20 protein-coding genes and 1 tRNA gene are annotated in these 20,994 nt (G+C 66.7%); 7 read left to right on the forward strand and 14 right to left on the reverse strand.

Annotation, left to right across the window (positions count from 1 at the left end):
* Positions 1-54 precede the first annotated feature (54 nt).
* Together ACQR1X_RS07125 and ACQR1X_RS07130 are read left to right on the forward strand one after the other, a co-directional pair.
* Positions 55-1,188: a DUF898 family protein gene (locus ACQR1X_RS07125; RefSeq protein ID WP_434898607.1), complete on the forward strand. Its 1,134-nt coding sequence runs from the start codon at positions 55-57 to the stop codon at positions 1,186-1,188.
* Positions 1,163-2,308: a M48 family metallopeptidase gene (locus ACQR1X_RS07130; RefSeq protein WP_315803197.1), complete on the forward strand. Its 1,146-nt coding sequence runs from the start codon at positions 1,163-1,165 to the stop codon at positions 2,306-2,308. Before ACQR1X_RS07125 ends, ACQR1X_RS07130 begins: the two co-directional genes overlap by 26 nt.
* A 238-nt stretch (positions 2,309-2,546) precedes the next feature.
* Here the strand turns inward: ACQR1X_RS07130 and ACQR1X_RS07135 are convergent, their stop codons facing one another.
* Both ACQR1X_RS07135 and ACQR1X_RS07140 read right to left on the reverse strand, forming a co-directional pair.
* Positions 2,547-3,284, reverse strand: a complete 738-nt coding sequence (locus tag ACQR1X_RS07135) for a DUF2927 domain-containing protein (RefSeq protein ID WP_316177662.1) — start codon at positions 3,282-3,284, stop codon at positions 2,547-2,549.
* A 120-nt stretch (positions 3,285-3,404) separates the two neighbouring features.
* Positions 3,405-3,977, reverse strand: coding sequence for a L,D-transpeptidase (locus ACQR1X_RS07140; protein ID WP_315803198.1), 573 nt, complete (start codon positions 3,975-3,977; stop codon positions 3,405-3,407).
* Between the two features lie 278 nt (positions 3,978-4,255).
* On the opposite strand from ACQR1X_RS07140, the gene ACQR1X_RS07145 reads away from it, so the two are divergent.
* Together ACQR1X_RS07145 and ACQR1X_RS07150 are read left to right on the forward strand one after the other, a co-directional pair.
* Complete coding sequence (locus ACQR1X_RS07145; protein WP_316177445.1) at positions 4,256-5,803, forward strand: acetolactate synthase large subunit; 1,548 nt, start codon at positions 4,256-4,258, stop codon at positions 5,801-5,803.
* A 138-nt stretch (positions 5,804-5,941) separates the two neighbouring features.
* A complete protein-coding gene (locus ACQR1X_RS07150; RefSeq protein WP_316177447.1) occupies positions 5,942-6,457 on the forward strand; it encodes a hypothetical protein in 516 nt (171 codons plus the stop codon).
* Between the two features lie 177 nt (positions 6,458-6,634).
* On the opposite strand, the gene ACQR1X_RS07155 is transcribed toward ACQR1X_RS07150, so the two are convergent.
* A complete protein-coding gene (locus ACQR1X_RS07155; RefSeq protein WP_315803201.1) occupies positions 6,635-6,835 on the reverse strand; it encodes a hypothetical protein in 201 nt (66 codons plus the stop codon).
* Between the two features lie 391 nt (positions 6,836-7,226).
* Between ACQR1X_RS07155 and ACQR1X_RS07160 the strand changes: the two genes are divergently transcribed.
* Positions 7,227-7,454, forward strand: a complete 228-nt coding sequence (locus ACQR1X_RS07160; RefSeq protein ID WP_315803202.1) for a hypothetical protein — start codon at positions 7,227-7,229, stop codon at positions 7,452-7,454.
* Between the two features lie 131 nt (positions 7,455-7,585).
* Positions 7,586-8,935, forward strand: a complete 1,350-nt coding sequence (locus tag ACQR1X_RS07165; RefSeq protein ID WP_434898567.1) for a ferredoxin reductase family protein — start codon at positions 7,586-7,588, stop codon at positions 8,933-8,935.
* Positions 8,936-9,025: 90 nt separating this feature from the next.
* Here ACQR1X_RS07165 and ACQR1X_RS07170 read toward each other — a convergent pair whose 3' ends face one another.
* From ACQR1X_RS07170 to ACQR1X_RS07215, 10 genes are all read right to left on the reverse strand, one after another.
* Complete coding sequence (locus ACQR1X_RS07170; protein ID WP_434886715.1) at positions 9,026-10,093, reverse strand: nickel/cobalt efflux transporter; 1,068 nt, start codon at positions 10,091-10,093, stop codon at positions 9,026-9,028.
* Positions 10,094-10,100: 7 nt separating this feature from the next.
* Complete coding sequence (locus tag ACQR1X_RS07175) at positions 10,101-10,379, reverse strand: metal/formaldehyde-sensitive transcriptional repressor (protein ID WP_315714001.1); 279 nt, start codon at positions 10,377-10,379, stop codon at positions 10,101-10,103.
* Positions 10,380-10,593: 214 nt separating this feature from the next.
* On the reverse strand, positions 10,594-11,310 hold the full coding sequence (locus tag ACQR1X_RS07180) for a Spy/CpxP family protein refolding chaperone (protein ID WP_434886714.1): 717 nt from the start codon (positions 11,308-11,310) through the stop codon (positions 10,594-10,596).
* Between the two features lie 53 nt (positions 11,311-11,363).
* A complete protein-coding gene (locus ACQR1X_RS07185; protein ID WP_434898568.1) occupies positions 11,364-14,534 on the reverse strand; it encodes an efflux RND transporter permease subunit in 3,171 nt (1,056 codons plus the stop codon).
* A complete protein-coding gene (locus tag ACQR1X_RS07190) occupies positions 14,531-15,955 on the reverse strand; it encodes an efflux RND transporter periplasmic adaptor subunit (protein ID WP_434898569.1) in 1,425 nt (474 codons plus the stop codon). Before ACQR1X_RS07190 ends, ACQR1X_RS07185 begins: the two co-directional genes overlap by 4 nt.
* Before the next feature lie 75 nt (positions 15,956-16,030).
* Positions 16,031-16,423 (reverse strand): FixH family protein, encoded by a 393-nt coding sequence (locus tag ACQR1X_RS07195; RefSeq protein ID WP_316177460.1) that lies wholly within the window; start codon positions 16,421-16,423, stop codon positions 16,031-16,033.
* A 95-nt stretch (positions 16,424-16,518) separates the two neighbouring features.
* Positions 16,519-16,884, reverse strand: a complete 366-nt coding sequence (locus ACQR1X_RS07200) for a hypothetical protein (RefSeq protein WP_434898608.1) — start codon at positions 16,882-16,884, stop codon at positions 16,519-16,521.
* 174 nt (positions 16,885-17,058) lie between these two features.
* Positions 17,059-17,133, reverse strand: a tRNA-Val gene (locus tag ACQR1X_RS07205).
* A 239-nt stretch (positions 17,134-17,372) separates the two neighbouring features.
* Positions 17,373-18,659 carry a hypothetical protein gene (locus ACQR1X_RS07210; protein WP_316177469.1) on the reverse strand — a complete coding sequence of 429 codons (1,287 nt, stop codon included), beginning with the start codon at positions 18,657-18,659 and terminating at the stop codon, positions 17,373-17,375.
* A 132-nt stretch (positions 18,660-18,791) separates the two neighbouring features.
* Positions 18,792-19,436 carry a DUF1134 domain-containing protein gene (locus ACQR1X_RS07215; RefSeq protein WP_315803213.1) on the reverse strand — a complete coding sequence of 215 codons (645 nt, stop codon included), beginning with the start codon at positions 19,434-19,436 and terminating at the stop codon, positions 18,792-18,794.
* 119 nt (positions 19,437-19,555) lie between these two features.
* Between ACQR1X_RS07215 and ACQR1X_RS07220 the strand changes: the two genes are divergently transcribed.
* Positions 19,556-20,062: a YHS domain-containing (seleno)protein gene (locus ACQR1X_RS07220; protein WP_434898570.1), complete on the forward strand. Its 507-nt coding sequence runs from the start codon at positions 19,556-19,558 to the stop codon at positions 20,060-20,062.
* Positions 20,063-20,081: 19 nt separating this feature from the next.
* On the opposite strand, the gene cysQ is transcribed toward ACQR1X_RS07220, so the two are convergent.
* Positions 20,082-20,915, reverse strand: coding sequence for a 3'(2'),5'-bisphosphate nucleotidase CysQ (gene cysQ / locus ACQR1X_RS07225; RefSeq protein ID WP_315803215.1), 834 nt, complete (start codon positions 20,913-20,915; stop codon positions 20,082-20,084).
* Between the last annotated feature and the right edge of the window lie 79 nt (positions 20,916-20,994).

A 20,994-nucleotide genomic window follows, 5' to 3' on the forward strand; every position in this document is an offset into this window, starting at 1 on the left:
CGAGGCATATTGTAGATCTTTTTGCGTGTGTCGGAGGCCTGAGCCGTGAACCAGATGAGTTACGTTCCGGAGCAGCCGCCGCCGCTTCCGCCTCTCACCGCTACCTTCTCGGGGGCGCGTGGCGAGTTCTTCCGGCTGGTCAGCCGCGGGGCGGCCATCGAACTGATCACACTGGGCTTCTACCGCTTCTGGCTCGCGACCGACATCCGCCGGCATCTCTGGGTCAACACGGCTGTCGACGGTGATGCCGCCGAATATACCGGGCGCGGCAAGGAGCTCCTGATCGGCTTCCTGTTCGCGATGGCGATCCTCGTCCCGATCTATCTCGCCTATTTCCTCATCGGCGTCGAGGCCGAGCGCTACCAGGGCTTCGCCAGCGTGCCGCTGGTGATCGCCTTCTACGCGTTCGGCCAGTTCGCCATCTTCCGCGCGCGCCGCTACCGGCTGACGCGCACGGTCTGGCGCGGCATCCGGTTCTGGATGACGGGTTCGGGCTGGGCCTATGCCGGCCGCGCGATGCTGTGGACCTTGTTGGCGGTGGTCACGCTGGGGCTGGCCTGGCCGTGGCGCGCCGCCGCGCTCGAGCGCTACAAGATGCGGCACTCGCATTACGGCGATGTCAGCGGCGATTTCGAGGGACGCGGCTGGGAGTTCTTCAAGCGCGCCTGGTATCTGTGGCTGGTCGCGCCGTTTGCACTGCTGCTGTTTCCGCTGTTTCCATTCGTCTATGCGCAGTTCAAAGCGATCGAGTGGCGCTGGTGGCTGTCGGGCATTCGCTTCGGCGGCGTGCGGCTGGAATCGGACCTGCCGAACAATGCCTTCTACGGTCTCTACTGGAAGGTGATCGGCTGGTGGTTCCTGCTGTCGATCGCCTCCGGCGCCTATTTCAGCGGCGTCGCCGCGCTGATGATCAAGCTGCTGGGGCCGGGAAGCGACGGCCTGCCTCAGGTGCAGGCGCTGTCCGACAATGTGCCGATGCTGGTGCTGGTCGGATTGGGCTACATCGCCTGGATCCTGGCGCTCAACGTCGTGATGCGGCTCTATCTGGTGCGCGACATGTGGGCGAAGGTGCTGCAGTCGGTTCACGTGCATGGCATCGAGGCCATGGCCAATGTCGCCGCCAAGGGCGATTTGGCCAGCGCGCTCGGCGAAGGGTTTGCCGATGGACTCGACGTCGCCGGATTCTGATCCCGGGCCGGCGGGCGCGGCTGCGCCAGCCAACGCCACGCCGGTCGAGCCGGCTGCTCCGCTCGGCGGCCCCGCGGTCTATTTCGACGGACTATCCAACCGGCGGCAGACGGTCACGATCGGCCTCGCCAATCAGCTGGTGATGCGCAGCGCCGACAATTTCGTCTCCTGGCCCTATGAGGACATCCGCCGTGTCGATGCGCCGAGCGGCACGCTGCGCGTGAGCTGCCTGTCGGCGTCGCCACTGGCGCGGCTGGAGATCCGCGACGCGGCGCTGTCGGCCGAACTGATCGCGCGTTGCGGCCACATCGACCAGAACAGGATGACCCGCGGCGCCATCGCGCGCATCGTCGGCTGGTCGCTGGCGGCCGCGGCCTCCATCGTCGCCGTCGTGCTGGTGGTGATTCCGTTCGCCTCCGACCGCCTGACGCCGCTGGTGCCGCCGACCATGGAGCGGCATCTCGGCGAGGCCGCCGTGGTGCAGATCCAGACCGTGTTCGGCGACAAGCTCTGCACCGAGGCGGCCGGGCAGGCCGCCTTCGCCAAGCTGGTGACGGCGCTGCGCCGCCCCGCCGGCCTCGACGACGGCATCGCGTCGCAGGTGCTGGACACGCCGATCCCCAACGCCTTCGCGCTGCCGGGCGGGCGGTTCTTCCTGTTCAGGGGGCTGCTCGACAAGGCCAACGACCCCGACGAGGTCGCCGGCGTGCTGGCGCATGAGCTCGGCCACCTCAAGCATCGCGACAACCTGCGGCAGCTGATCCACAATGGCGGCAGCTCGTTCCTGATCGGCCTGCTGTTCGGCGACGTCACCGGTGCGGGCGCGGCGGTCTTCGCCTCGCGGGCCATGATCAACGCGTCCTATTCGCGCGAGGCGGAGGCGGCCGCGGACGGCTTCGCGATCGAGGTGATGCACAAGCTCGGACGGCCGACGCGCCCGATGGGCGAATTGCTGTTCCGCATCACCGGCAAGGAGGACGGCAAGCGCCCGTCGCTGTGGGCCAGCCATCCGCTCAGCGAGGACCGTCTCGCCCGCATGCGCGCCGAAGACCGGCCGCCGAGCGGCCCGCCGCTGCTGAGCGCGGAAGAATGGCGGGCGTTGAAGGGGATTTGCAAGTAGCGGAGTTGCCGCCGCCGCTACTGAGTTGCCGGGTCCGTTTCGGCAAAACCGGTGTCGTCCCGGCGAACGCCGGGATCCATAACCACCGAGTTTGATTGTTGGAAGAAGGTCTCGCCCAGCGTGCTTCATCGCAGGGCCGCGGCGTATGGGTCCCGGCGTTCGCCGGGACGACACCAGAGTTTGACGCGCGATAGGAACCTCAACTAAGGGCCAAGACCCCCCGCGAACTCAACCCCTCTCACTCCGCCAGATTGTTGGTCTTCCTCACCCAGGCCCGCACATCCGTCAGCACGTCCGGCAGCACGGCCTTGACCTCGGCGAGCGTCATGCCGGCCTTGACGCGCGGGTCGTACAGCATGTTGAGGATGTACTGGTCGTAGACGTCGAAATAGCCCATCGAGACGTTGTCGTTGAACATCGTCCAGGGCACGCTCGCGGTGTCGTTGATAGGCCCGAGCGACTGCAGCAGCTCCTCATAGGCGCAATCGAGGAAGACGAAATCGCCGTTGTCGACGGTGAGGATGACGTCGGAACGCTCGATCTCGAACGCCTCGTTCTTGCGGAAGCCGGACAGGCATTGCGGATCCAGCGAGGTCTTGATCTCGCGCGCGCGCTCGCTGCCATAGGCCTGGCTGATGGTGTGGTAGAGGTCGCGGTCGCGCACCAGCTTGACGCGGACATTGGCGTCGCCGTCGGTCTCGGTCATCGCGATGTCGAGGTTGCGGATGCGGGCGGCGATGTCGCTGACGACCTTGGCGAGCTGCGCCTTGCGGTCGGCGCGGCGGCCGTCGGCGAACACCCGCACCGGCGCGCTGTACTTGCGGATGCGGTCGACCCGGCCCGCCAGGTGATACTCGGCGCCGAACGCGGTCTTGAAGAAGCCGTCGGTGATCTCGGCGTCGGTGAAGCTCTTCTTCTCGACGCGCTGGCGGGCGGCGATCGCCGGGATCTCGGCGGCGGACGCCGGCAGCGGCATGGTCACGAGCGCAGCCAGCGCGGCCACCACCGCGCTCCGCACGGGGCGCCAGGAGCGGGGCCGCTCCTGGCGAGGATGCGCGCTGGGACCTTGCTTCATCGTCGCGGCCGCGTGCGGCGCTCAGTTCTTGACGATCACGGTGGTGCCGACCGAAACGCGGTCATAGAGGTCGGCGACGTCGTCATTGGTCATGCGGAAGCAGCCCGACGATACCGCCTGGCCGATCGTCTCGGGCTCGTTCGAGCCGTGGATTCGGTACAGCGTGGAGCCGAGATACATCGCGCGCGCGCCGAGCGGGTTCTCGATGCCGCCGGCCATGTGGCGCGGCAGGTCGGGCCGGCGCCGCAGCATCTGCGACGGCGGAGTCCAGGCCGGCCATTCCTTCTTGGCGGTGATGCGGTGCACGCCGCTCCAGCGGAACCCGTCACGGCCGACGCCGATGCCGTAGCGCAGCGCCTGGCCGCCGGGCAGGACCAGATAGAGCCGGCGCTCGCTGGTGTTCACGATGATGGTGCCCGGCGCATATTGGCTCTGGAACATCACGGTCTCGCGCGGGATCGGGCTGACGGCGCCCTGGTAGAAGTTCGGCCCGCCGCCGAAGATGTCCCTGGTGTCGAACATTTCCGCCCGCGCCATTCCGGCGCTTGCCACCGACGCCACCGCAGCAATTCCCAAAGCCAAACAGCGCTTCATTTCCATCCCCTGGCAAACGTCAAATTCCGTTCGCAGACAGGCCATAAACGGTTGCACTTCGCAACCCACGGCGGCGTGAGGCCGGTATGTGGCGACGGTCCGTGACCCAAATCCCACGGAAAATCGCCCGCGTCCTGGACCAACATCCTGTTAGCCAAGCCCGCGCATGAGCACCGTGGCGATGGCAGCAATGCGGCCAGCCCCTTTGACGCCGCGGGCGAACAATGATTGATCTGCCCAGCATTGCAAATGGCGCGCGGAATCAGCAGGAGAATAGGATGAACGGTGCGGAAAGCCTGGTGCGGACCCTGGTCGCGGGGGGCGTTGACGTCTGCTTTACCAATCCGGGCACGTCCGAGATGCACTTCGTCGCCGCGCTCGACCGTGTCGAGGGCATGCGCTGCGTGCTCGGCCTGTTCGAGGGCGTGGTCACCGGCGCCGCCGACGGCTATTTCCGCATGAAGGGCACGCCGGCCTCGACGCTTCTCCATCTCGGCCCCGGGCTCGCCAACGGCCTCGCCAATCTGCACAACGCCAAGAAGGCGCGCTCCGGCATCGTCAACATCGTCGGCCAGCACGCCACCTACCACATCGGCTTCAACGCGCCGCTGACCTCGGACATCGAGGGCCTGGCGCGGCCGATGTCGGACTGGGTGCGGACCTCGCCGAGCGCCAAGGCCGTGGCCGCCGACGGCGCCGCGGCGATCGCCGCCGCCAAGAGCGCGCCGCCGCAGATCGCGACCCTGATCCTGCCCGCCGACACCGCCTGGAACGAGGCCGACGGCATCGCCCAGGTTCCGGCGGAGACGCAGCGCCCGAGCTACTCGGCCGATGCGGTCGAGAAGGCCGCCAAGATCCTGCATGCCCACGGTCCCGAGACCCTGGTGCTGATGACCGCGGGCGCGCTGACCGAGCAGGCGCTGACCTTCGCTCAGCAGATCGCCGGCAAGACCGGCTGCCGCGTGATGGGCCAGACCTATCACCCGCGCATGGCGCGCGGCGCCGGCCGGTTCTCGATCGACCGCATTCCCTACGTGATCGAGCAGGCGCTGCCGATCCTGAAGAACTACAAGCACATCGTGCTGGTCGAGGCCAACGACCCCGTCGCCTTCTTCGCCTATCCGAACAAGCCGAGCATGCTGAAGGCCGAGGGCACCGAGGTCCACCGCATGACGGCGTGGGGCGAGAACTCGGCCGCCGCGCTCGAGGCGCTCGCCGGCCATCTCGGCGCCAAGGCCGCGGACGTCAAGCCGCAGCCGCTCGCCGAGCTGATCAAGCCCACTGGGGCGCTCAACCACGCCACCATCGCGCAGGCGATCGCCTATGCGATTCCGGAGAACGCGATCGTGGTCGACGAATCCATCACCACGGGTCGCGGCTTCTTCCCGCCGACGGCGGCCGCCAAGCCGCATGACTGGCTGCAGAACATGGGCGGCTCGATCGGCTTCTCGACCCCCGTGGCGACCGGCGCCGCGGTGGCCTGCCCGGATCGCAAGGTGATGTGCCTCGTCGGCGACGGCAGCGCCATGTACACGATCCAGTCGCTGTGGACCCAGGCGCGCGAGAACCTCAACGTCGTCACGGTGGTGTTCGCCAACAGGATCTATCAGATCCTGCGCGGCGAGTTCGACGGCGTCGGCGCCGGCGAGCCGGGCCAGCGCGCCCAGGACATGCTCAAGATCGACCGCCCGACGCTCGACTTCGTCGCCATGGCCAAGGGCATGGGCGTTCCCGGCCGCGCCGTCACCTCGGCCGACGAGTTCAATGCCGCGCTGGCCGAGGCGAACGCCGAATACGGTCCGCGCCTGATCGAAGTGCAGATGTAGGTTCCTCCGCCCGCAACCCGGCGGCCGCAAATCGGCCGCCGGTTGATGGCAGCGTCATGTCAGCATTTATGTGGTTGGCGACTCAGCACGATCGCGTGTTGATGGTGACGTCTCCATCGTTTGTTTTGTTTGGGCGGCATGCACAGCGAATTGAACCGGCTGATCTCCGCGTTGCAGGAGTTCTATGCGCGCGAGCGCTTCATCCTCGACCGCGATCTCGGTGAGCGCGCTTTGACGCACCGGCTCTCGGTGCATCTGGAGCGCAACTTCCTCGGCTGGGACGTCGATTGCGACTACAACCGGCTCGGCGACCGCGCCATGCTCCTCCCGCGCGGCACCATCGTCTCGACCGACGACGAGCTGGGAAAATCGATCTACCCCGACATCGTCGTGCACAAGCGCGCCGTGCCCGACAATCTGCTGGCGATCGAGGTCCGCAAGGCCGGCAACCACCAGCCATTGGCGCACGACCGCCACAAGCTGATGGCGCTGACCGACCCGCATCTGTGGTTTGCCTATTGGATCGGCGTGCTGGTGATTCTCGACCGCCGCCACGTGATCACGCCGGAGGTCTATGTCGGGGCCCGAATCGACCCGGTACTGTCGGCCTGGTTCGCGGGGCGATTGCAGCAGATGGGGCTGGCGGCCGCATAGACACGTCAGATCACGGGCGCTGAGACCCGCATCGTGAGAGGCGCCGCCAGCGGCGCGTCCATGAGGCGCGGGAAGAAGAGATCAGACGCGATTGCGCTCTCCAGACGGGACCGGGACCGACCGGTCCGAGCCACTGGCAGCGCCGGGCGTGCCCCTTGAGGCACGCCCGCGCTGGATCTACTTCGACATGCCGTCGCCGGACGTCTTCTTGGCCGACTTCTTCTTCGTCTTGCTCATCTTCATGGTGTCGCCCCCGCCCATGGCGTCGCCGCTCTTCGCCGACTGGCCGGTGGTCGTCATCGGCTTCTCCGTGGACTGGGCAAGAGCGGCCGACGAGACGAACGCGAGGGCGGCGGTAGCGATGATCAGTTTACGCATGCGGAAAACCTCCGTGGGTTGGAAACGCGCCGGACCATAGGCGAATTCGGCCCGCGGCGTTCTGACGCAGGAATCAGGAAAACGTGAGAGTTCCGCCCCGCAAAAGCCGACTTGACCGGCGGCACGGGCAGCGGCGAGGGCGTTCTGTGACGATTGTGCCGGGCGCAGGGAGCCCATGCGCGGGTGAGCGAGGCCAATTTGGCCGAGTGCATCTACGCAGCAGCCTCCACCTGCGGCTGCGGGCTTCGGGCTCGCATCGCGATGCGGTGGCCTCGTGGCGTCATGGGAATGAATGTCATGCCAAAAGGTTTAGCGCCCGGTTCTCTCTTCCAAGGAGATCGCGAGGTTCGCGCACCGCGCTCTCGCTGACGCTCAGGCGGAGCGCCGTGACATGGCGGTGCCGACGCTCGCGCCCTTGCGGACGGCGCAGTCTCGCCAGCCCGAAGCGGCCATGGCGCTGCTATGGATCGTCGATCAGTTCTGCCTGCAGCGCGACGTCGCAGCCGAGATCCCGGCCGAGGTTGCTCGAGCCCACGATCAGGCATCGGCATTCTCGCCAAGCTCGGGCGCTGCCTCGAGGCCTTCCGGATCAGCTATCAACGGTCATCAGCCAAACTAACTGAACGAGAACACCCTGCGAGCCCTGTTGAAGTTGGCTTGCAGCTCATGACGATCAGGCTTGAGCCAGCTCAAGGCTGTGCCGCTCAATCAGTCCAGGATTGTGCCGACATCGTCGTGAGAGAAGCCCGCATGCAAAATCTCAAGCGAGCATTTTGGGGGACCCTGGCGGTTCTCTCGCTGCTGTGGCTGGTTGCGGAACCAGATCCATTTGGACCGGGCGCCTTCTTTCCACTCCGTGAAAGGATGGTGCAGCTGAGTGGCGTCCTGGCAATCGGTTGCATGAGCATGGCGATGATCCTCGCATTGCGACCGCGCTGGCCGGAGGCATGGCTGGGCGGCCTCGACAAGATGTACCGCCTGCACAAATGGTTCGGCATCGCGGCCCTTGTGACCGCCATCGTCCACTGGCTCTGGGCCAACGGTCCGAAATGGGCGGTCGGCTGGGGTCTGCTGGCGCGGCCGGAGCGTGGGGCAAGGCCGCCCATCGCGAATCCCGTCGAGTCTCTGTTTGCGAGCCTGCATGGATCGGCCGAGGGGCTCGGCGAGTGGGCCTTTTACGGCACGGTGGTGCTGATTGCCTTGGCGCTCGTTCAGTCCTTCCCGTATCGGCTGTTCTACAAGACACATCGGCTTCTCGCCCTGGCGTACCTGGTGTTGGTCTTTCATGCGGTCACGCTGACAAAGTTCAGCTACTGGATGTCGCCGCTCGGCTTGACCATGGCGGCGATGCTTGCCTGCGGGACGTGGGCGGCCGCGATTACGCTGCTGCAACGCGTCGGCGCCGGGCGGCAGGTCAAAGGCAGGATCACGTCGCTCAAATACTATCCCGGCGTCAGAGCCATGGAGACCGAAATCGAGGTGTCCCATGGCTGGCCCGGGCACAAGCCGGGCCAGTTCGCCTTTGCCACGTCGGACGTCTCCGAGGGCGCACATCCGTACACAATTGCGTCCGGCTGGAACGCTGAGGATCCCCGGATCACCTTCATCACCAAGGAGCTCGGGGACCATACGAGCCAGTTGCGGGAGAAGCTCCATGTCGGGCAGGAGGTGAAGGTCGAAGGCCCCTATGGCTGCTTCACCTTCGACGACGATTGCACACACCAGATCTGGATCGGTGGTGGCATCGGTATCACGCCTTTTGTCGCCCGCATGAAAGAGCTGGCGATGCGGAAGGGGAGCCCCGATTGCCCCGTCGCGACGGTGGACTTGTTTCACACCACGGCGGATGTCGACGAGGAGGCATTGGGAAAGCTCGCTGCGGATGCGCGTTCAGCCAATGTTCGCCTGCACGTTCTCATCGATGCCCGCGACGGGCGGCTGACGGGCGAACGTGTTCGCCGGGCAGTGCCCGACTGGCGCAACGCAAGCATCTGGTTCTGCGGTCCGACTGCCTTCGGCGAGGCGCTCAGGCGAGACTTCGGTGCGCAAGACTTTCCTATCAGAGAGCGGTTCCACCAGGAGCTCTTCGCGATGCGCTGACAGGAAAGGTTGCGCTCAAGGCATGTCCTTGGCGCGATTGGACCGGCTTCGAACGTGCTGCTCGGGCCCGCCCACCGGAGCACTTCCGCCTCAAGTCATCAGTTCGTGCAGGCCCAGCCAACCCATATAGCTCCCGACCAGCACGATCAGAGCAGCCGAGAGATAGGGCGCCCGGTGCGCGAAGCGGCTGAAGCCGGACCAGTGGCGTTCGACATGCCGAAGGCTGAGTGCGGCGAGCACGCCGGCGGACACCATGGTGATGGCCAGGCCGATGCCGAAGCACAGCACCAGGACGAAGCCGAGGCTGAACTGCTTCAGTTGAATGCACAACAGCAGGACCGTGATGGCGGCGGGGCAAGGGATCAGGCCGCCGCTCAGTCCGAACAGGACGATCTGTGCGGTCGTGACGGTACGGCCGGCGAAGCGCCTGCGAATGTCGTCGGCGTGGGCGCGCGCATGGGCATCGTCCTCGTCGCCGAGGTCCATGTGATCGTGCGTGTGCTCCTCGAACAGCATCTCCACGGACTCCCCGGCAAGCGTGATGCGTGCCTTGAAGGCGTGCGGCTCCGGGATCTCCTCGATGCTCTCCAGGACGTCGCCGCTGGTCCGGAAGCTGAACCGCTGCTCGCGGCCGTCGTCACGGACGGTCGTGACGTGGAGCGTGTCGGCGGCCGGGAGTGCGGTCTCGTCCCGGATCCGCCAACGCGGCGGCACGCCATCTTCGAAGATCTCGACCGACAGCGCGTGGCCGGCAAGCGCGACCGATCGCGGCGCGTCGTGATGGTGATGATGGTCATGGTCATGGTGTCCACTCTGGTCCCGCCAGGTGCGCCAGACCATCCAGGCCGCGATGCCGATGATGATGACGGCCGAGATCAGTTGCAGGACGGCTTCGCTGCGCTCGCCCGAAAGCTCCTGGCCGAAGTGAAGGCCGGCGAGCGCGACCACCCATACGATCGCGGTGTGGGAGATGGTCGCCGAGAGGCCGAGCAGCACGGCCTGCAGGACGGTGCCACGGATCGCGACGATGAAGGCGGCCATCATGGTCTTGGAATGACCGGGCTCCAGGCCATGCAGCGCACCCAGGGCAATCGCGCTGGGCACGAACAGCCACGCATGCGCGCTGCCTTGCTGGAGCAGTTGGGACAGATCGGTCATGACAGTCTCACTTCAGATAGGTCCGCACGACCTCGATGAGGTCGGCGGCACCCTTGGCCTTGTCGGGATCGCTTTCGTGGGCGGGGTCGACGACATGGTGCCGGATGTGATCCTCCAGCAGCTCGGTGGTCAGGCCTCCGATGGCGCCCCGGACCGACGCGACCAGCATGAGCACGTCGGCGCAGCCGAGCTCCGCCTCGAGCGCGCGCTCCACCGCGTCGATCTGGCCCTTGATGCGCCGGACGCGCGCGAGCAGCTTGGACTTGTGCTTGATGGTATGCGACATCGCGATAATATAGGGGGGTACCCTATATAGGTCAACGTCCCCTGTCGACCGCGGACGTCGAATGCGACGCTCGCGGCCGATCCGCTTGCAATCGGCCCCCGGCAGCCCCGTCGTACCGGTCGTTGCACGACACCGACGAGCGCCGCGGATCCCCGTTCGGATTGACGACTGCCAAGCGAGGCGGAGTCGACGGCTTCATGGAGCGGATCCTCTCCTAATGGCCCCGCTGCATCCGCATGGAGCTCATTCGGCCGCCCCGCATCCGCATCGGCGGCATGCCGAGATTGGGCGCGAGCAGTTCGTCGGCCGCCTTTCGCTGCTCGTCGGAAAACGTTGCGACGAGGTCGCTCAGGGTGGTCTTGATCGCTCGCGTGGCGTCGAGGCGAGCCGATAGCGATTTTTCCTGTGCGGTCAGCTGGTCGAGCACCGTCTCCGAGCCGGCCTGCGACATCATCGCAGTCCTGAGATCGCCGAGTGTCTTCGCACGCGCGCGAAACGCGTCGGCGAAACTGTTCCATGCCGGCATCTGGGCGTCCGTGATCTTGAGCTCCGCCCGCAGGAACGCGATTCGTCCCTCCACATGATCGAGCACCTCCATGCCGCCCATACAATCGTCGGACGGCCGCGTCATGCCGGACATCATCGGCATCATGTTGGACATCGGCATGCCGTCCATCATCTTCATCATGCCGCCGCCCATCATGGTCTGTGACGAACTCGCCCCGCTGGCCGATTTGCCGGCATCCGTTGCTGGCGCTTCCTTCTGATCAGGATGATGGGCCGAATGGTCAGTAGAGGATTGAGCAAAGGCGGGATGCGCCAAAGCCGAAAACGCCAACAGAAAAGCCAGGGGCAGTTTTTGCATGACCAAGTCCTCCTTCAGGGGGCGATCAACAATGGCCAGACGTGGGCCATTCAGGTTGATCCACATCAACGGTCGGCGGGCTCAGGGGTGACGATCGTTTGTTGGCGCCGTCGGTGTGGTCAAGCGGCCCTCGGCACGTCCTGCGACTCGCTTGGGGCGCCTGCCGCCGTCCCTGTTCTGGTCGACAGGCTGTGTCCCTTGACCAGGCCGAAGATGGCCGGAATCACGATCAGGGTGAGGAGGGTCGACGAAATCATGCCGCCGATCATCGGCACGGCGATGCGCTGCATGATCTCCGACCCCGTGCCGGTGCTCCACATGATCGGCAAGAGACCCGCCATGATGGCGACGACGGTCATCATCTTCGGGCGCACGCGGTCGACCGCGCCCTCCATGATCGCGTCCTGGAGATCCTGGCGGTTCAGGGGGCGACCTTCGGCAGCACACCTGGCCTTCATCTCGGCCAACGCGTGATCGAGATAGATCAGCATCACGACGCCGGTCTCGGCGGCGACGCCGGCCAGCGCAATGAAGCCGACGGCGACGGCGACCGACAGGTTGAAGCCGAGCCACCACATCATCCAGATGCCGCCCACCAGCGCAAACGGCAGCGACAGCATCACGATCAGGGTTTCGGTCATGGCCCTGAAATTCAGATACAGCAGCAGGAAGATGATGGTGAGCGTGACAGGGATGACGATCTTGAGCCGGGCCGCCGCGCGCTGGAGATACTCATACTGCCCGCTCCAGACCACGTAGTACCCGGCCGGGAACTGAATGTTCTCGGTGACGGCGCGCTGCGCGTCGGCGACGTAGCTGCCGATGTCGCGGTCGCGGATGTCGACATAGATGTAGGTTGCGAGCTGGCCGTTCTCGGTGCGGATCGAGGTGGGACCCCGGGCCGGCTCGACCTTCGCGACCTCGCCGAGCGGCACGGCGCCGCCCGAGGGCGTCGGCACCAGCACGTCGCTGGCGATGGCCTTCGGATTGTCGCGGAGATCGCGCGGATAGCGCATGTTCACGCTGAAGCGCTGGCGGCCCTCGACGGTCGTGGTGATCGTCTGGCCGCCGAGGGCCGCTGCGATCGTATCCTGAACGTCCTGGACCAGGAGGCCGTAGCGGGCGAGAGCCTCGCGATCGGGCGTGATCTCGAGGTAATAGCCGCCGATGCCGCGCTCGGCATAGGCCGAGGAGGTTCCGGGAACGGTCTTGATCACCCGCTCGATCTGCTTGGCCAGACGATCGATCTCGGCGAGGTCCGTGCCCATCACCTTGACGCCGATCGGCGTGCGGATGCCGGTCGAGAGCATGTCGATGCGCGCCTTGATCGGCATCGTCCAGGCGTTGGAGACGCCAGGGAATTGCAGCGCCTTGTCCATCTCGGCAACGAGGCCGTCGATGGTGACGCCGGGACGCCACTGTTCCCTCGGCTTGAGGTTGACGACCGTCTCGAACATCTCGGTCGGCGCAGGGTCGGTGGCGGTCGCCGCGCGTCCGGCCTTGCCATAAACCGAGGCGACCTCCGGGAACGACTTGATGATCCGGTCCTGCATCTGCATCAGCTCTGCCGCCTTGGTCACGGAGATGCCGGGCAGGGTGGTCGGCATGTAGAGCAGCGTGCCCTCGTTCAGGCTCGGCATGAACTCGGTGCCGAGCTGGCGCGCCGGCCAGATGGAGACGGCAAGAACGACCATGGCTGCGAGGATCACGAGCGTTTTCGCTTGCAGCACGCCCTTGATGACCGGGCGGTAGATCCAGATCAGGAAGCGGTTGATGATGTTGCGATGCTCGGGAATGACCCTGCCGCGGACGAAGATCACCATCAGCGCCGGCACCAGCGTCACCGAGAGCAGCGCCGCTGCCGCCATCGAGAACGTCTTGGTGAAGGCGAGCGGGCTGAACAGGCGGCCTTCCTGCGACTCCAGCGTGAAGATCGGCATGAACGACACGGTGATGATCAGCAGGCTGAAGAACAGGGCGGGACCAACCTCCGCGGCCGCGTCGATCAGGATCTGGACGCGCGACTGGTCGGGCTTGGCGCGCTCCAGGTGCTTGTGGGCGTTCTCGATCATGACGATCGCCGCATCCACCATGGCGCCGATCGCAATTGCGATGCCCCCCAGGCTCATGATGTTCGAGCCTAGGCCGAGCAGCTTCATCGCGCCGAACGCCATCAGCACGCCGACCGGCAACATCAGGATGGCGACCAGGGCGCTGCGCACATGCAGCAGGAACACGATGCAGACGAAGGCGACGACGATGCTCTCCTCGAGCAGCGTGTGCTTGAGCGTGTCGATCGCGGCATAGATCAGGTTCGAGCGGTCGTAGACCGGAACGATCTCGACCGATCTGGGCAAGCTGCTCGCGATGTCCTTGAAGCGTTTCTTGACGTTCTCGATCACGTCGAGCGCATTGACGCCGAAGCGCTGCAGCACGATGCCGCTGGCCACCTCGCCCTCGCCATTGAGCTCGGCAATGCCCCGCCGCTCGTCGGGCCCGAGCTCGACATTGGCGACGTCGCGCAGCAGCACGGGGGTACCGCCGGAGCTTTTGAGCACGATGTTGCCGAGATCGTTGATGCTCTTCAGATAGCCCTTGCCGCGGATGACATATTCGAACTCGGACAGCTCGACGGTGCGGCCGCCGACATCGGCGTTGCTGGCGCGGATCGCATCGCGGATCTTCTGCAAGGAGATGCCGCGGTCGCGCATGCGCTGCGGATCGAGCACCACATTGTACTGCTTGACGAAGCCGCCGATGCTCGCGACCTCGGCGACACCCTCGGCCTTGGCGAGCGCGAACTTCAGGTTCCAGTCCTGGATCGTGCGGGTGTCGGCGAGATTCAGCTCCTTCGACATGACGGCGTATTGATAGACCCAGCCGACGCCGGTCGCGTCCGGCCCGATCGTCGGCGTGACCCCCGCCGGAAGCCGCGAGGCGGCGCCGTTCAGGAACTCCATCACGCGCGAGCGCGCCCAGTAGATGTCGGTGCCGTCCTCGAAGATGACGTAGACGAACGACACGCCGAAGAACGAGAAGCCGCGCACGACCTTCGATTTCGGCACTGTCAGCATCGCCGTAGTCAAGGGATAGGTGACCTGGTCCTCGATCACCTGCGGCGCTTGACCGGGATATTCGGTGTAGACGATGACCTGGGTGTCGGACAGATCGGGGATCGCGTCGAGCGGGAGGTGAATGAGCGCGTAGAAGCCGGCCGCGGCGGCGAATCCGGTGCCGAACAGGACCAGCAGCAGGTTGCGTGCCGACCAGGCGATGACGCGGGCGATCATTTGTGCTCTCCCATGCCGGCGTGGTCGCCGCCGGCCGATTGCGCTCCGTCGGCGTCCGCGAAGCTCTTCAGCGCGGCCTTCAGGTTGCTTTCGGCATCGATCAGGAAGTTGGCGGAGGTGACGACCGCCTCGCCATCCGACAGGCCGTCGCGCACCTCGACATGGCCGGCGCCGCGGCGGCCGAGCTTCACGGCGCGCGGCTCGTAGCGGCCGTCGCCCTTGTCGATCAGCACCGCCTGACGGCTGCCGGTGTCGAGCACGGCATCGGCCGGCACGGCCAGCACCGGCGCCGCGGCGGCCGTGTCGATCTCGGCATCGACATACATGTCCGGGAGCAGCGCGAGGTCGGGATTGGCGAGCTCGATCCGCACCCGTGCCGTGCGCGTCTCCTTGTTCACCTGCGGATAGATCACCGCAATCGACCCGGTGAACGTCCGGCCAGGGAAGCTGCGCGCGCGGATCGTCACGGGCTGTCCCACGGCAATGCTTCCGAGGTCCCGTTCAGCGACATCGGCCAGCGCCCAGACCCGTGAGATGTCGGCGATACGAAACAGCACGTCGCCGGGATTGGCACGCATGCCTTCGATCGCATTGCGCTCGAGCACGATGCCGTCGCGGGGCGCCGACCACTGCACCGTGACCGGGGCGATGCGCGACTTCTCCATTGCGGTGATGACCGGCTCCGGGACATCGAGATTAGTCAAGCGCTGGCGCGAGCCGCGGCCGTAGGCGGCGTTGCCGGCGACGATGTTGGAATTGATCGTCGACAGATATTCTGCTGCGGCCGCGGCAATGGCCGAACTGTAGATCTCCATCAACGACTGCCCCGCCTTCACGCGCGTGCCCGTGGTCACGTCGGCGACCTTCTGCACGAAGCTTTCGGCGCGCATCGCGATCACCGAGACGCGGCGCTCGTCGAGCTGGATGGTGCCCGGCGCCTTGACCGCGACATGGAGCGTGCGCCGCTCGACCGGCGTGGACTTCACGCCCGTGCGCTGGATCTTGCCGGGCGACAGCTTCACCACGCCATCCTCGGCATCGTCGCCCTCGTAGACGGGAACGTAGTCCATTCCCATCGGGTCCTTCTTCGGAGAAGGCGACGTGTCAGGCAGGCCCATCGGATTGCGGTAGTAGAGAATCCGGCGCGAGGAGTCCGCCTGCTGCTTCGGCTTGGCAGGGTCCGGCGCGGCTTGATCGTCGTCGTAGACCGGCAGGTAATCCCGCCCGCGTTGGTCCTTCCTGGGACCTGCCGACCAGGCAGGGGCGCCGCTGGGATCGCGATAATACAGCGGCATTCGCTCGGCCGCCGCGGCGGCGAGATGGCTGCGAAGCGACGGAGGCGAGGTCTGGATCGACCAGAGGCCAGCCAAACCAAGGCCGGCGCCGAGCGTTCCGGCCGCGAGCAGACGCAAAATATTCATGACATCACCGTGAGGCGCGCGACGCGCGCTATCCGTTGGGAAGATCGGGGCGCTCGCGGGGAGCGCCCCGCAGGCTCACTTCGTCGCCTTGACGACGACCTTGCCGGTGACTGTCTCGGGCTCGCCCTGCACCTTCGCGGAGAGTGTGACCTGGTAGCGCCCGGCCATCGGCAGGTCGGTCTTGAAGGCGTAGACGCCGGGCTCCTTGGAGGGCAGCGGCGCCACGTCCGACACCATGTCGGCCATCCCGTCCGGCGCCATGTCGACGCGGGTCTTGAAAATGACCGCGTCCGTCACGGCCTTGCCGGTCTGCTTATGGGTGAGACGAACGGCGACCGTGACGTCGTCGCCCTTCTTCATCTCGGCCGTGACGGGCTCGAAGCTGTAGTCGGCGGCGCCGGCGACGGCGGCCGATGCGGCGAGCGAAAGGGTGGCGGCAAGCGCCGCGGTGCTGATTCCGGAAAGCATGGTCCTGTCCTCATGAATGGATCTCGGCCGTGGCGCCCGCGGCGCGCACGTCAGTCATCGGCGCGCATGCACGGCGCGCGTCGGCTCGTGCGAGATCAGATTCGAGGAGGTCGGAACGGAGGGCTGCCGCTGTGAAGAGAAGCGACCTGATCGGCGGGAATGGCGATCGTGGTCGCGCTCGCGGCGAGGGGCGCAAAGGCAACGGCCCTGACATCGCCGAGCGCAACCGTCCCGCCCGCGCAGCAGAAGCCCATGCCGCACTTGTAGGTGTGCGAAGGAGAGCCGGTGCCCTTCATGTCGTCGGGACAGCATTCGTCCATCGACATGCCGGACCCGTCGTCCATCTGCATGCTCGTCTGCATCTCGTCCGACGACGCAATCGCAGCCGCCGATGCGCCAATCGGCAGCATCGCCACGGACAGGGCAATCGCGAACGCCAGGATGGTACGGACGAGCCGCATCGAGATGGAGTTACCTTTCCGGTCGCAGAGCGAGACAGCTAACATAAGCCAAGCGCCGACGCAGTCGTTGATCCCGCTCAATCCTGCGTGACCATCGCGTCGCCCGAGGCATGAAGACAGGCCAGACGAACGAGCCCAAGCGTCCCATGAAGGAAAAAGGATGGCGGCGGCAAATGGTGGGCGCACAAGGGATCGAACCTTGGACCTCTCCCGTGTGAAGGGAACGCTCTCCCGCTGAGCTATGCGCCCGGTTGCCGGTGGCGGTCGTGGCTGTGAGCCAGCGAGGCGCCCGAAGCAGTCCGTCGGAGCCCGCGATTTACGAAGCGCGGGCAGGGGGTGTCAAGGATTTGCGGCGGAGATGGCGAGGAAAACTGCTGGAGCGCGCCGGGCTGTCCTCGATCGGGGCCGAAACCGGCCCCATGGCGTGCCGGCTTCCATGCTGAACGGAGGAGCAGATCCGCGGCACTCCGCGCCCCCCTGGCCCGTTCTCAGGCCCCGATCTGCCTTGCCCGCGAGGCGTGCGACTGCAGCGCGCGGATGCGGTCGGCCAGGGTGCCGCCCTGGGGCGCACCGCCGGCCGCAGCAGCCGGCGCCGCGGCGACGCCATTGGCGTTGGCGGGCTTGGCAGGGGCCGGTTCGGCGGCCAGCATGGCCTCGATGGTCGAGTTCGGGCCCTCGATCTGCATCGCGAGCTTGGCGACCTCGGCGGCGATGTCGTTGATGCGCTCGCGCAGCAGCGCGTTCTCCATCCGCTCCTGGGCCCAGGTGCTCTCGGCCTGCTGCTGGATGGCGTTCATCTCGCGCTGCAGCTTGGTGCGCTCGTCGCGGGCGGCCTGGAGCTGCTGTTCGAGGGCGGCCTTCTCGGATTTGAGCCGCTCGAACGCGGCCGACTTGCCGCTGCCCATGCCGGCCAGCTCCTCGCGCAGCTCCTTCAAGGCGCGGTCGGCGGCCACGTTGGCCTCGCGCAACTGGTTGTTCTCGAAGTCGCGCTCGGCGAGCAGCTTGCCCTGGGTCGACAGCCGGCCCTCGAGGTCGGCGACGCGCGTCGCCAGCATCTCGGCTTCCTTGACCTGGACGATCAGCTGGCGGTCGAGCTCGGTGACGCGCTGGCTGAGATTCTCGACCCGCGCGCGGGCGTCGTTGAGCGCCTTGGTCGCGGTGTCGGATTCGTCGCGCTCCAGCGCCAAGCGGGCCTGGGTCGCGGAGAATTCCTTCTCGGCGTCGGAGACGCGGCTGCGCAGCTCCTCGACCTGGGTCCTGACCGACACCAGCTCGACCTGCCGGCTGTCGGCCAGCAGCGCCTTGTCGTTGAGCTCGGCTGTCAGGCGCACCTGCTCGGCCTGCTTCTCCTTCAGCGCCTGCTCGGCGGCGCGCAGCGCCTCCGTCTTGGCGGCGAATTCTTCCTCGGTGGCGCGCAGCTGGTCCTTCAGCGCCTTCTCGCGCGCCTCGAGGGCGAAGATCGCGGCGTTCTTCTCGCCGAGCTCGATCTTCATGCGGTTGATGGCGTCGGTCTTCTTGCCGAGGTCGGCGAGCTGGCCGGTGGCCTTGTTCTTGAGCGCGTCGACGCTCATCTCCAGCCGCCGCGCCGACATCGCGAACTCCGCGCGCAGCTGGTCCTTGTCGGCCTGGATCTCGGCCATCGACAGCGGCGTCGCCGCCTCGAGCCGTCGCGTCGTCAGCCGCACCGCACGATTGTGCACCAGCGGCACGACCATGAGGGCACAGAGCATGGCGATCAGAAAACCGATCGCAAAATACATGATCGGCTCGACCATGACGCACAACTCCCGATCCGAAATGATTAACGGAATCACAATGCACGGCGGGCTGATTCATTGCCAGCCCAATGCCGTGTTAACCTTGATCCGTCACGGGAGAACGTGTCCTGGCGGTATCAGCCAGCGCCGTCAGAACGGGTTCCAGGTCGCGCTCGGCGTGAACTTGAGGTAGCCGACATTGGCGCCGAGCCGCAGGCCGATGCCGGACCTGATCGGCACCAGCACGATGTTGTTGGCGGTCAGCGCCGTCATGCCGAAGCCGCCGACGATGTAGGCCGAGCCGTCGATGCCGACGAAGCGCTGATAGATCGCGCTGGTGGCCGGCAGATTGTAGACCAGCGTCATGGTGCGGGCGCCGTCGCCGCCCCAGTCGAAGCCGAGCGAGGGGCCCTGCCAGTAGACGCGGAGGTCGCCAGCGTTCTTGGTGTAGAGCGTGCCTTCGCCGTAACGGAGACCGGCGACGAAGGCCCCGGCACCTTCCTCACCCAGGATGTAGCCATTCGGCAGGCCCCATTGGCTGACGGCGCGCTCGATCACCGAGGCGAGGCCACGCGAGACGTTGCCGAAGAAGCGGTGGCCGGCATTGACCAGCTCGTCCGGGTTGAAGCTGTCCGGGCCGGGCGCAGGGCGCGGCGGCGGTGCGGGCTGCTGATACGGCGGCGCGGCCTGGTAGGGCGGCGCGGCAGGCGGGGGCGCCTGCTGCGCGGCGACCGACGCGGTCATGGCCAGCACGGCCGCGAGCGTCGTGGCGGCAAGGCGGGATGCGAAACTCATCGATGGAAATCCCCTGCTATCGGCTGCCCGAGCCTCGCCTTAACCTGACGCCAACCACATCGGGCGATTGTCGGGCGAGGGGCGATGCCCCTGCGACTCCCATGTTATCGGCACCAACTATGACCGCACAACGGCAACAACCGCCCCGGACCGGGTCAAAGTCGCTGTTTCGCCTTGTAATTGCCGCCATCACGCTCGCCGCGCTGCCGCCGGTCGGCGCGCCGGCGGCCACGACGCAGCGCATCATCTCCGACCGCTTCAGCGGGCTGGCGATCGACGGCTTCGATCCTGTTTCCTATTTCGTGGATGGCAAGGCCATGCCGGGGCTGCCGGATTTCGAGGCGTCCCAGGGCGGGGTGGTCTGGCGGTTTCGCAACGAGGGCAATCGCGCTTCGTTCCTGGCCCATCCGGAGGTCTACGGCCCGCAATTCGGCGGCTACGACCCGACCGACGTGGCCCGCGGCGTGACGGTGGCCGGCAACCCGCGCTTCTTCGTCGTGGTCGAGGAACGGCTGTTCCTGTTCAACCGTGAGGCGAGCCGCGACGCTTTCGCGGCCGACCCGGGCCGCTATCTGCCGCGTGCGGAGGCCCGTTGGCCGGAGCTCGAGGAGAACCTGGCCGAATAGCGCGCGCGGCAGGGCTGTCTCACACCTTCACCGCAGCCGGGTCGCCCCAGGCGATGAAGGACGGCACGATGAAGCCGTCGGGGCGCTCGCCATAGCGCAACGGCGCGCCGGTCTCGCTGGTGACGGTGCCGCCGGCGGCTACGACCACGGCATGGCCTGCCGCCACGTCCCATTCCGAGGTCGGGCCGAGCCGCGGATAGATGTCGGCCAGACCTTCGGCGAGCCGGCCGAACTTCACGGCCGAGCCGAGCGGCAGGCGCACGGCGCCCGGCCGCGCCGCAATGAAGGCTTCGGTGCGGGCATCGCCATGCGACCGGCTGACCGCGGCGACCCATGCCGCGCCTTGCGGCGGCATCGGCCGGGTGCGGATCGGCTCGGCGGCCGCCAGACCCGCCTCCGTGAACGACAGCCGCTCGGCGCCACGGCCGACCAGCCCGCGCCAGATCTGGCCGATGGCCGGCGCGCAGACGATGCCGAGCAGCGGGCTGCCGCCGGTGACCAGCGCCAGATTGACCGTGAACTCGCCGCGCCCGGCGACGAACTCCTTGGTGCCGTCGAGCGGATCGATCAGGAAGAAGCTGCCCTTGAACGGTCCCGCGCTGGCTCCGACCCGCTCCTCCGACAGCGCGGGAATCGCCGGCGCCAGCCGGGCCAGCCCCTCGGCAATGACCCGGTCGGCGGCAAGATCGGCCTCGGTGACCGGCGAGCCGTCGGACTTGTCGGTGACGGCCATGGCGCGGCGGTTGACGGCGAGGATCGCGTGGGCCGCCTCGACGACGAGCTCCGTCAGGGGTGCCATCAGCGCCGCGGCGGCCTCGACCTCGACGGTTCCTGCAGTCGGTGCCGTCGTCATTGCGCGGTGCTCCTTCCGGCCGTTCCGTACGCAGCTTGCATCATCGTATCCCTGTTCTGGCGTCCGGCGCATCCGGGTA

Origin of the sequence: Bradyrhizobium sp. HKCCYLRH3073, assembly GCF_051167995.1 — a bacterium.
Taxonomy (GTDB): domain Bacteria; phylum Pseudomonadota; class Alphaproteobacteria; order Rhizobiales; family Xanthobacteraceae; genus Bradyrhizobium.

Bases quoted from the DNA above. Each gene is read 5' to 3' on its own strand.
- ACQR1X_RS07125 (WP_434898607.1), top strand. From the start codon at position 55: ATGAGTTACGTTCCGGAGCAGCCGCCGCCGCTTCCGCCTCTCACCGCT.
- ACQR1X_RS07130 (WP_315803197.1), top strand. From the start codon at position 1,163: ATGGACTCGACGTCGCCGGATTCTGATCCCGGGCCGGCGGGCGCGGCT.
- ACQR1X_RS07135 (WP_316177662.1), bottom strand. From the start codon at position 3,284: ATGCCGCTGCCGGCGTCCGCCGCCGAGATCCCGGCGATCGCCGCCCGC.
- ACQR1X_RS07140 (WP_315803198.1), bottom strand. From the start codon at position 3,977: ATGAAGCGCTGTTTGGCTTTGGGAATTGCTGCGGTGGCGTCGGTGGCA.
- ACQR1X_RS07145 (WP_316177445.1), top strand. From the start codon at position 4,256: ATGAACGGTGCGGAAAGCCTGGTGCGGACCCTGGTCGCGGGGGGCGTT.
- ACQR1X_RS07150 (WP_316177447.1), top strand. From the start codon at position 5,942: ATGCACAGCGAATTGAACCGGCTGATCTCCGCGTTGCAGGAGTTCTAT.
- ACQR1X_RS07155 (WP_315803201.1), bottom strand. From the start codon at position 6,835: ATGCGTAAACTGATCATCGCTACCGCCGCCCTCGCGTTCGTCTCGTCG.
- ACQR1X_RS07160 (WP_315803202.1), top strand. From the start codon at position 7,227: ATGGCGGTGCCGACGCTCGCGCCCTTGCGGACGGCGCAGTCTCGCCAG.
- ACQR1X_RS07165 (WP_434898567.1), top strand. From the start codon at position 7,586: ATGCAAAATCTCAAGCGAGCATTTTGGGGGACCCTGGCGGTTCTCTCG.
- ACQR1X_RS07170 (WP_434886715.1), bottom strand. From the start codon at position 10,093: ATGACCGATCTGTCCCAACTGCTCCAGCAAGGCAGCGCGCATGCGTGG.
- ACQR1X_RS07175 (WP_315714001.1), bottom strand. From the start codon at position 10,379: ATGTCGCATACCATCAAGCACAAGTCCAAGCTGCTCGCGCGCGTCCGG.
- ACQR1X_RS07180 (WP_434886714.1), bottom strand. From the start codon at position 11,310: ATGTGGATCAACCTGAATGGCCCACGTCTGGCCATTGTTGATCGCCCC.
- ACQR1X_RS07185 (WP_434898568.1), bottom strand. From the start codon at position 14,534: ATGATCGCCCGCGTCATCGCCTGGTCGGCACGCAACCTGCTGCTGGTC.
- ACQR1X_RS07190 (WP_434898569.1), bottom strand. From the start codon at position 15,955: ATGAATATTTTGCGTCTGCTCGCGGCCGGAACGCTCGGCGCCGGCCTT.
- ACQR1X_RS07195 (WP_316177460.1), bottom strand. From the start codon at position 16,423: ATGCTTTCCGGAATCAGCACCGCGGCGCTTGCCGCCACCCTTTCGCTC.
- ACQR1X_RS07200 (WP_434898608.1), bottom strand. From the start codon at position 16,884: ATGCGGCTCGTCCGTACCATCCTGGCGTTCGCGATTGCCCTGTCCGTG.
- ACQR1X_RS07210 (WP_316177469.1), bottom strand. From the start codon at position 18,659: ATGGTCGAGCCGATCATGTATTTTGCGATCGGTTTTCTGATCGCCATG.
- ACQR1X_RS07215 (WP_315803213.1), bottom strand. From the start codon at position 19,436: ATGAGTTTCGCATCCCGCCTTGCCGCCACGACGCTCGCGGCCGTGCTG.
- ACQR1X_RS07220 (WP_434898570.1), top strand. From the start codon at position 19,556: ATGACCGCACAACGGCAACAACCGCCCCGGACCGGGTCAAAGTCGCTG.
- cysQ (WP_315803215.1), bottom strand. From the start codon at position 20,915: ATGACGACGGCACCGACTGCAGGAACCGTCGAGGTCGAGGCCGCCGCG.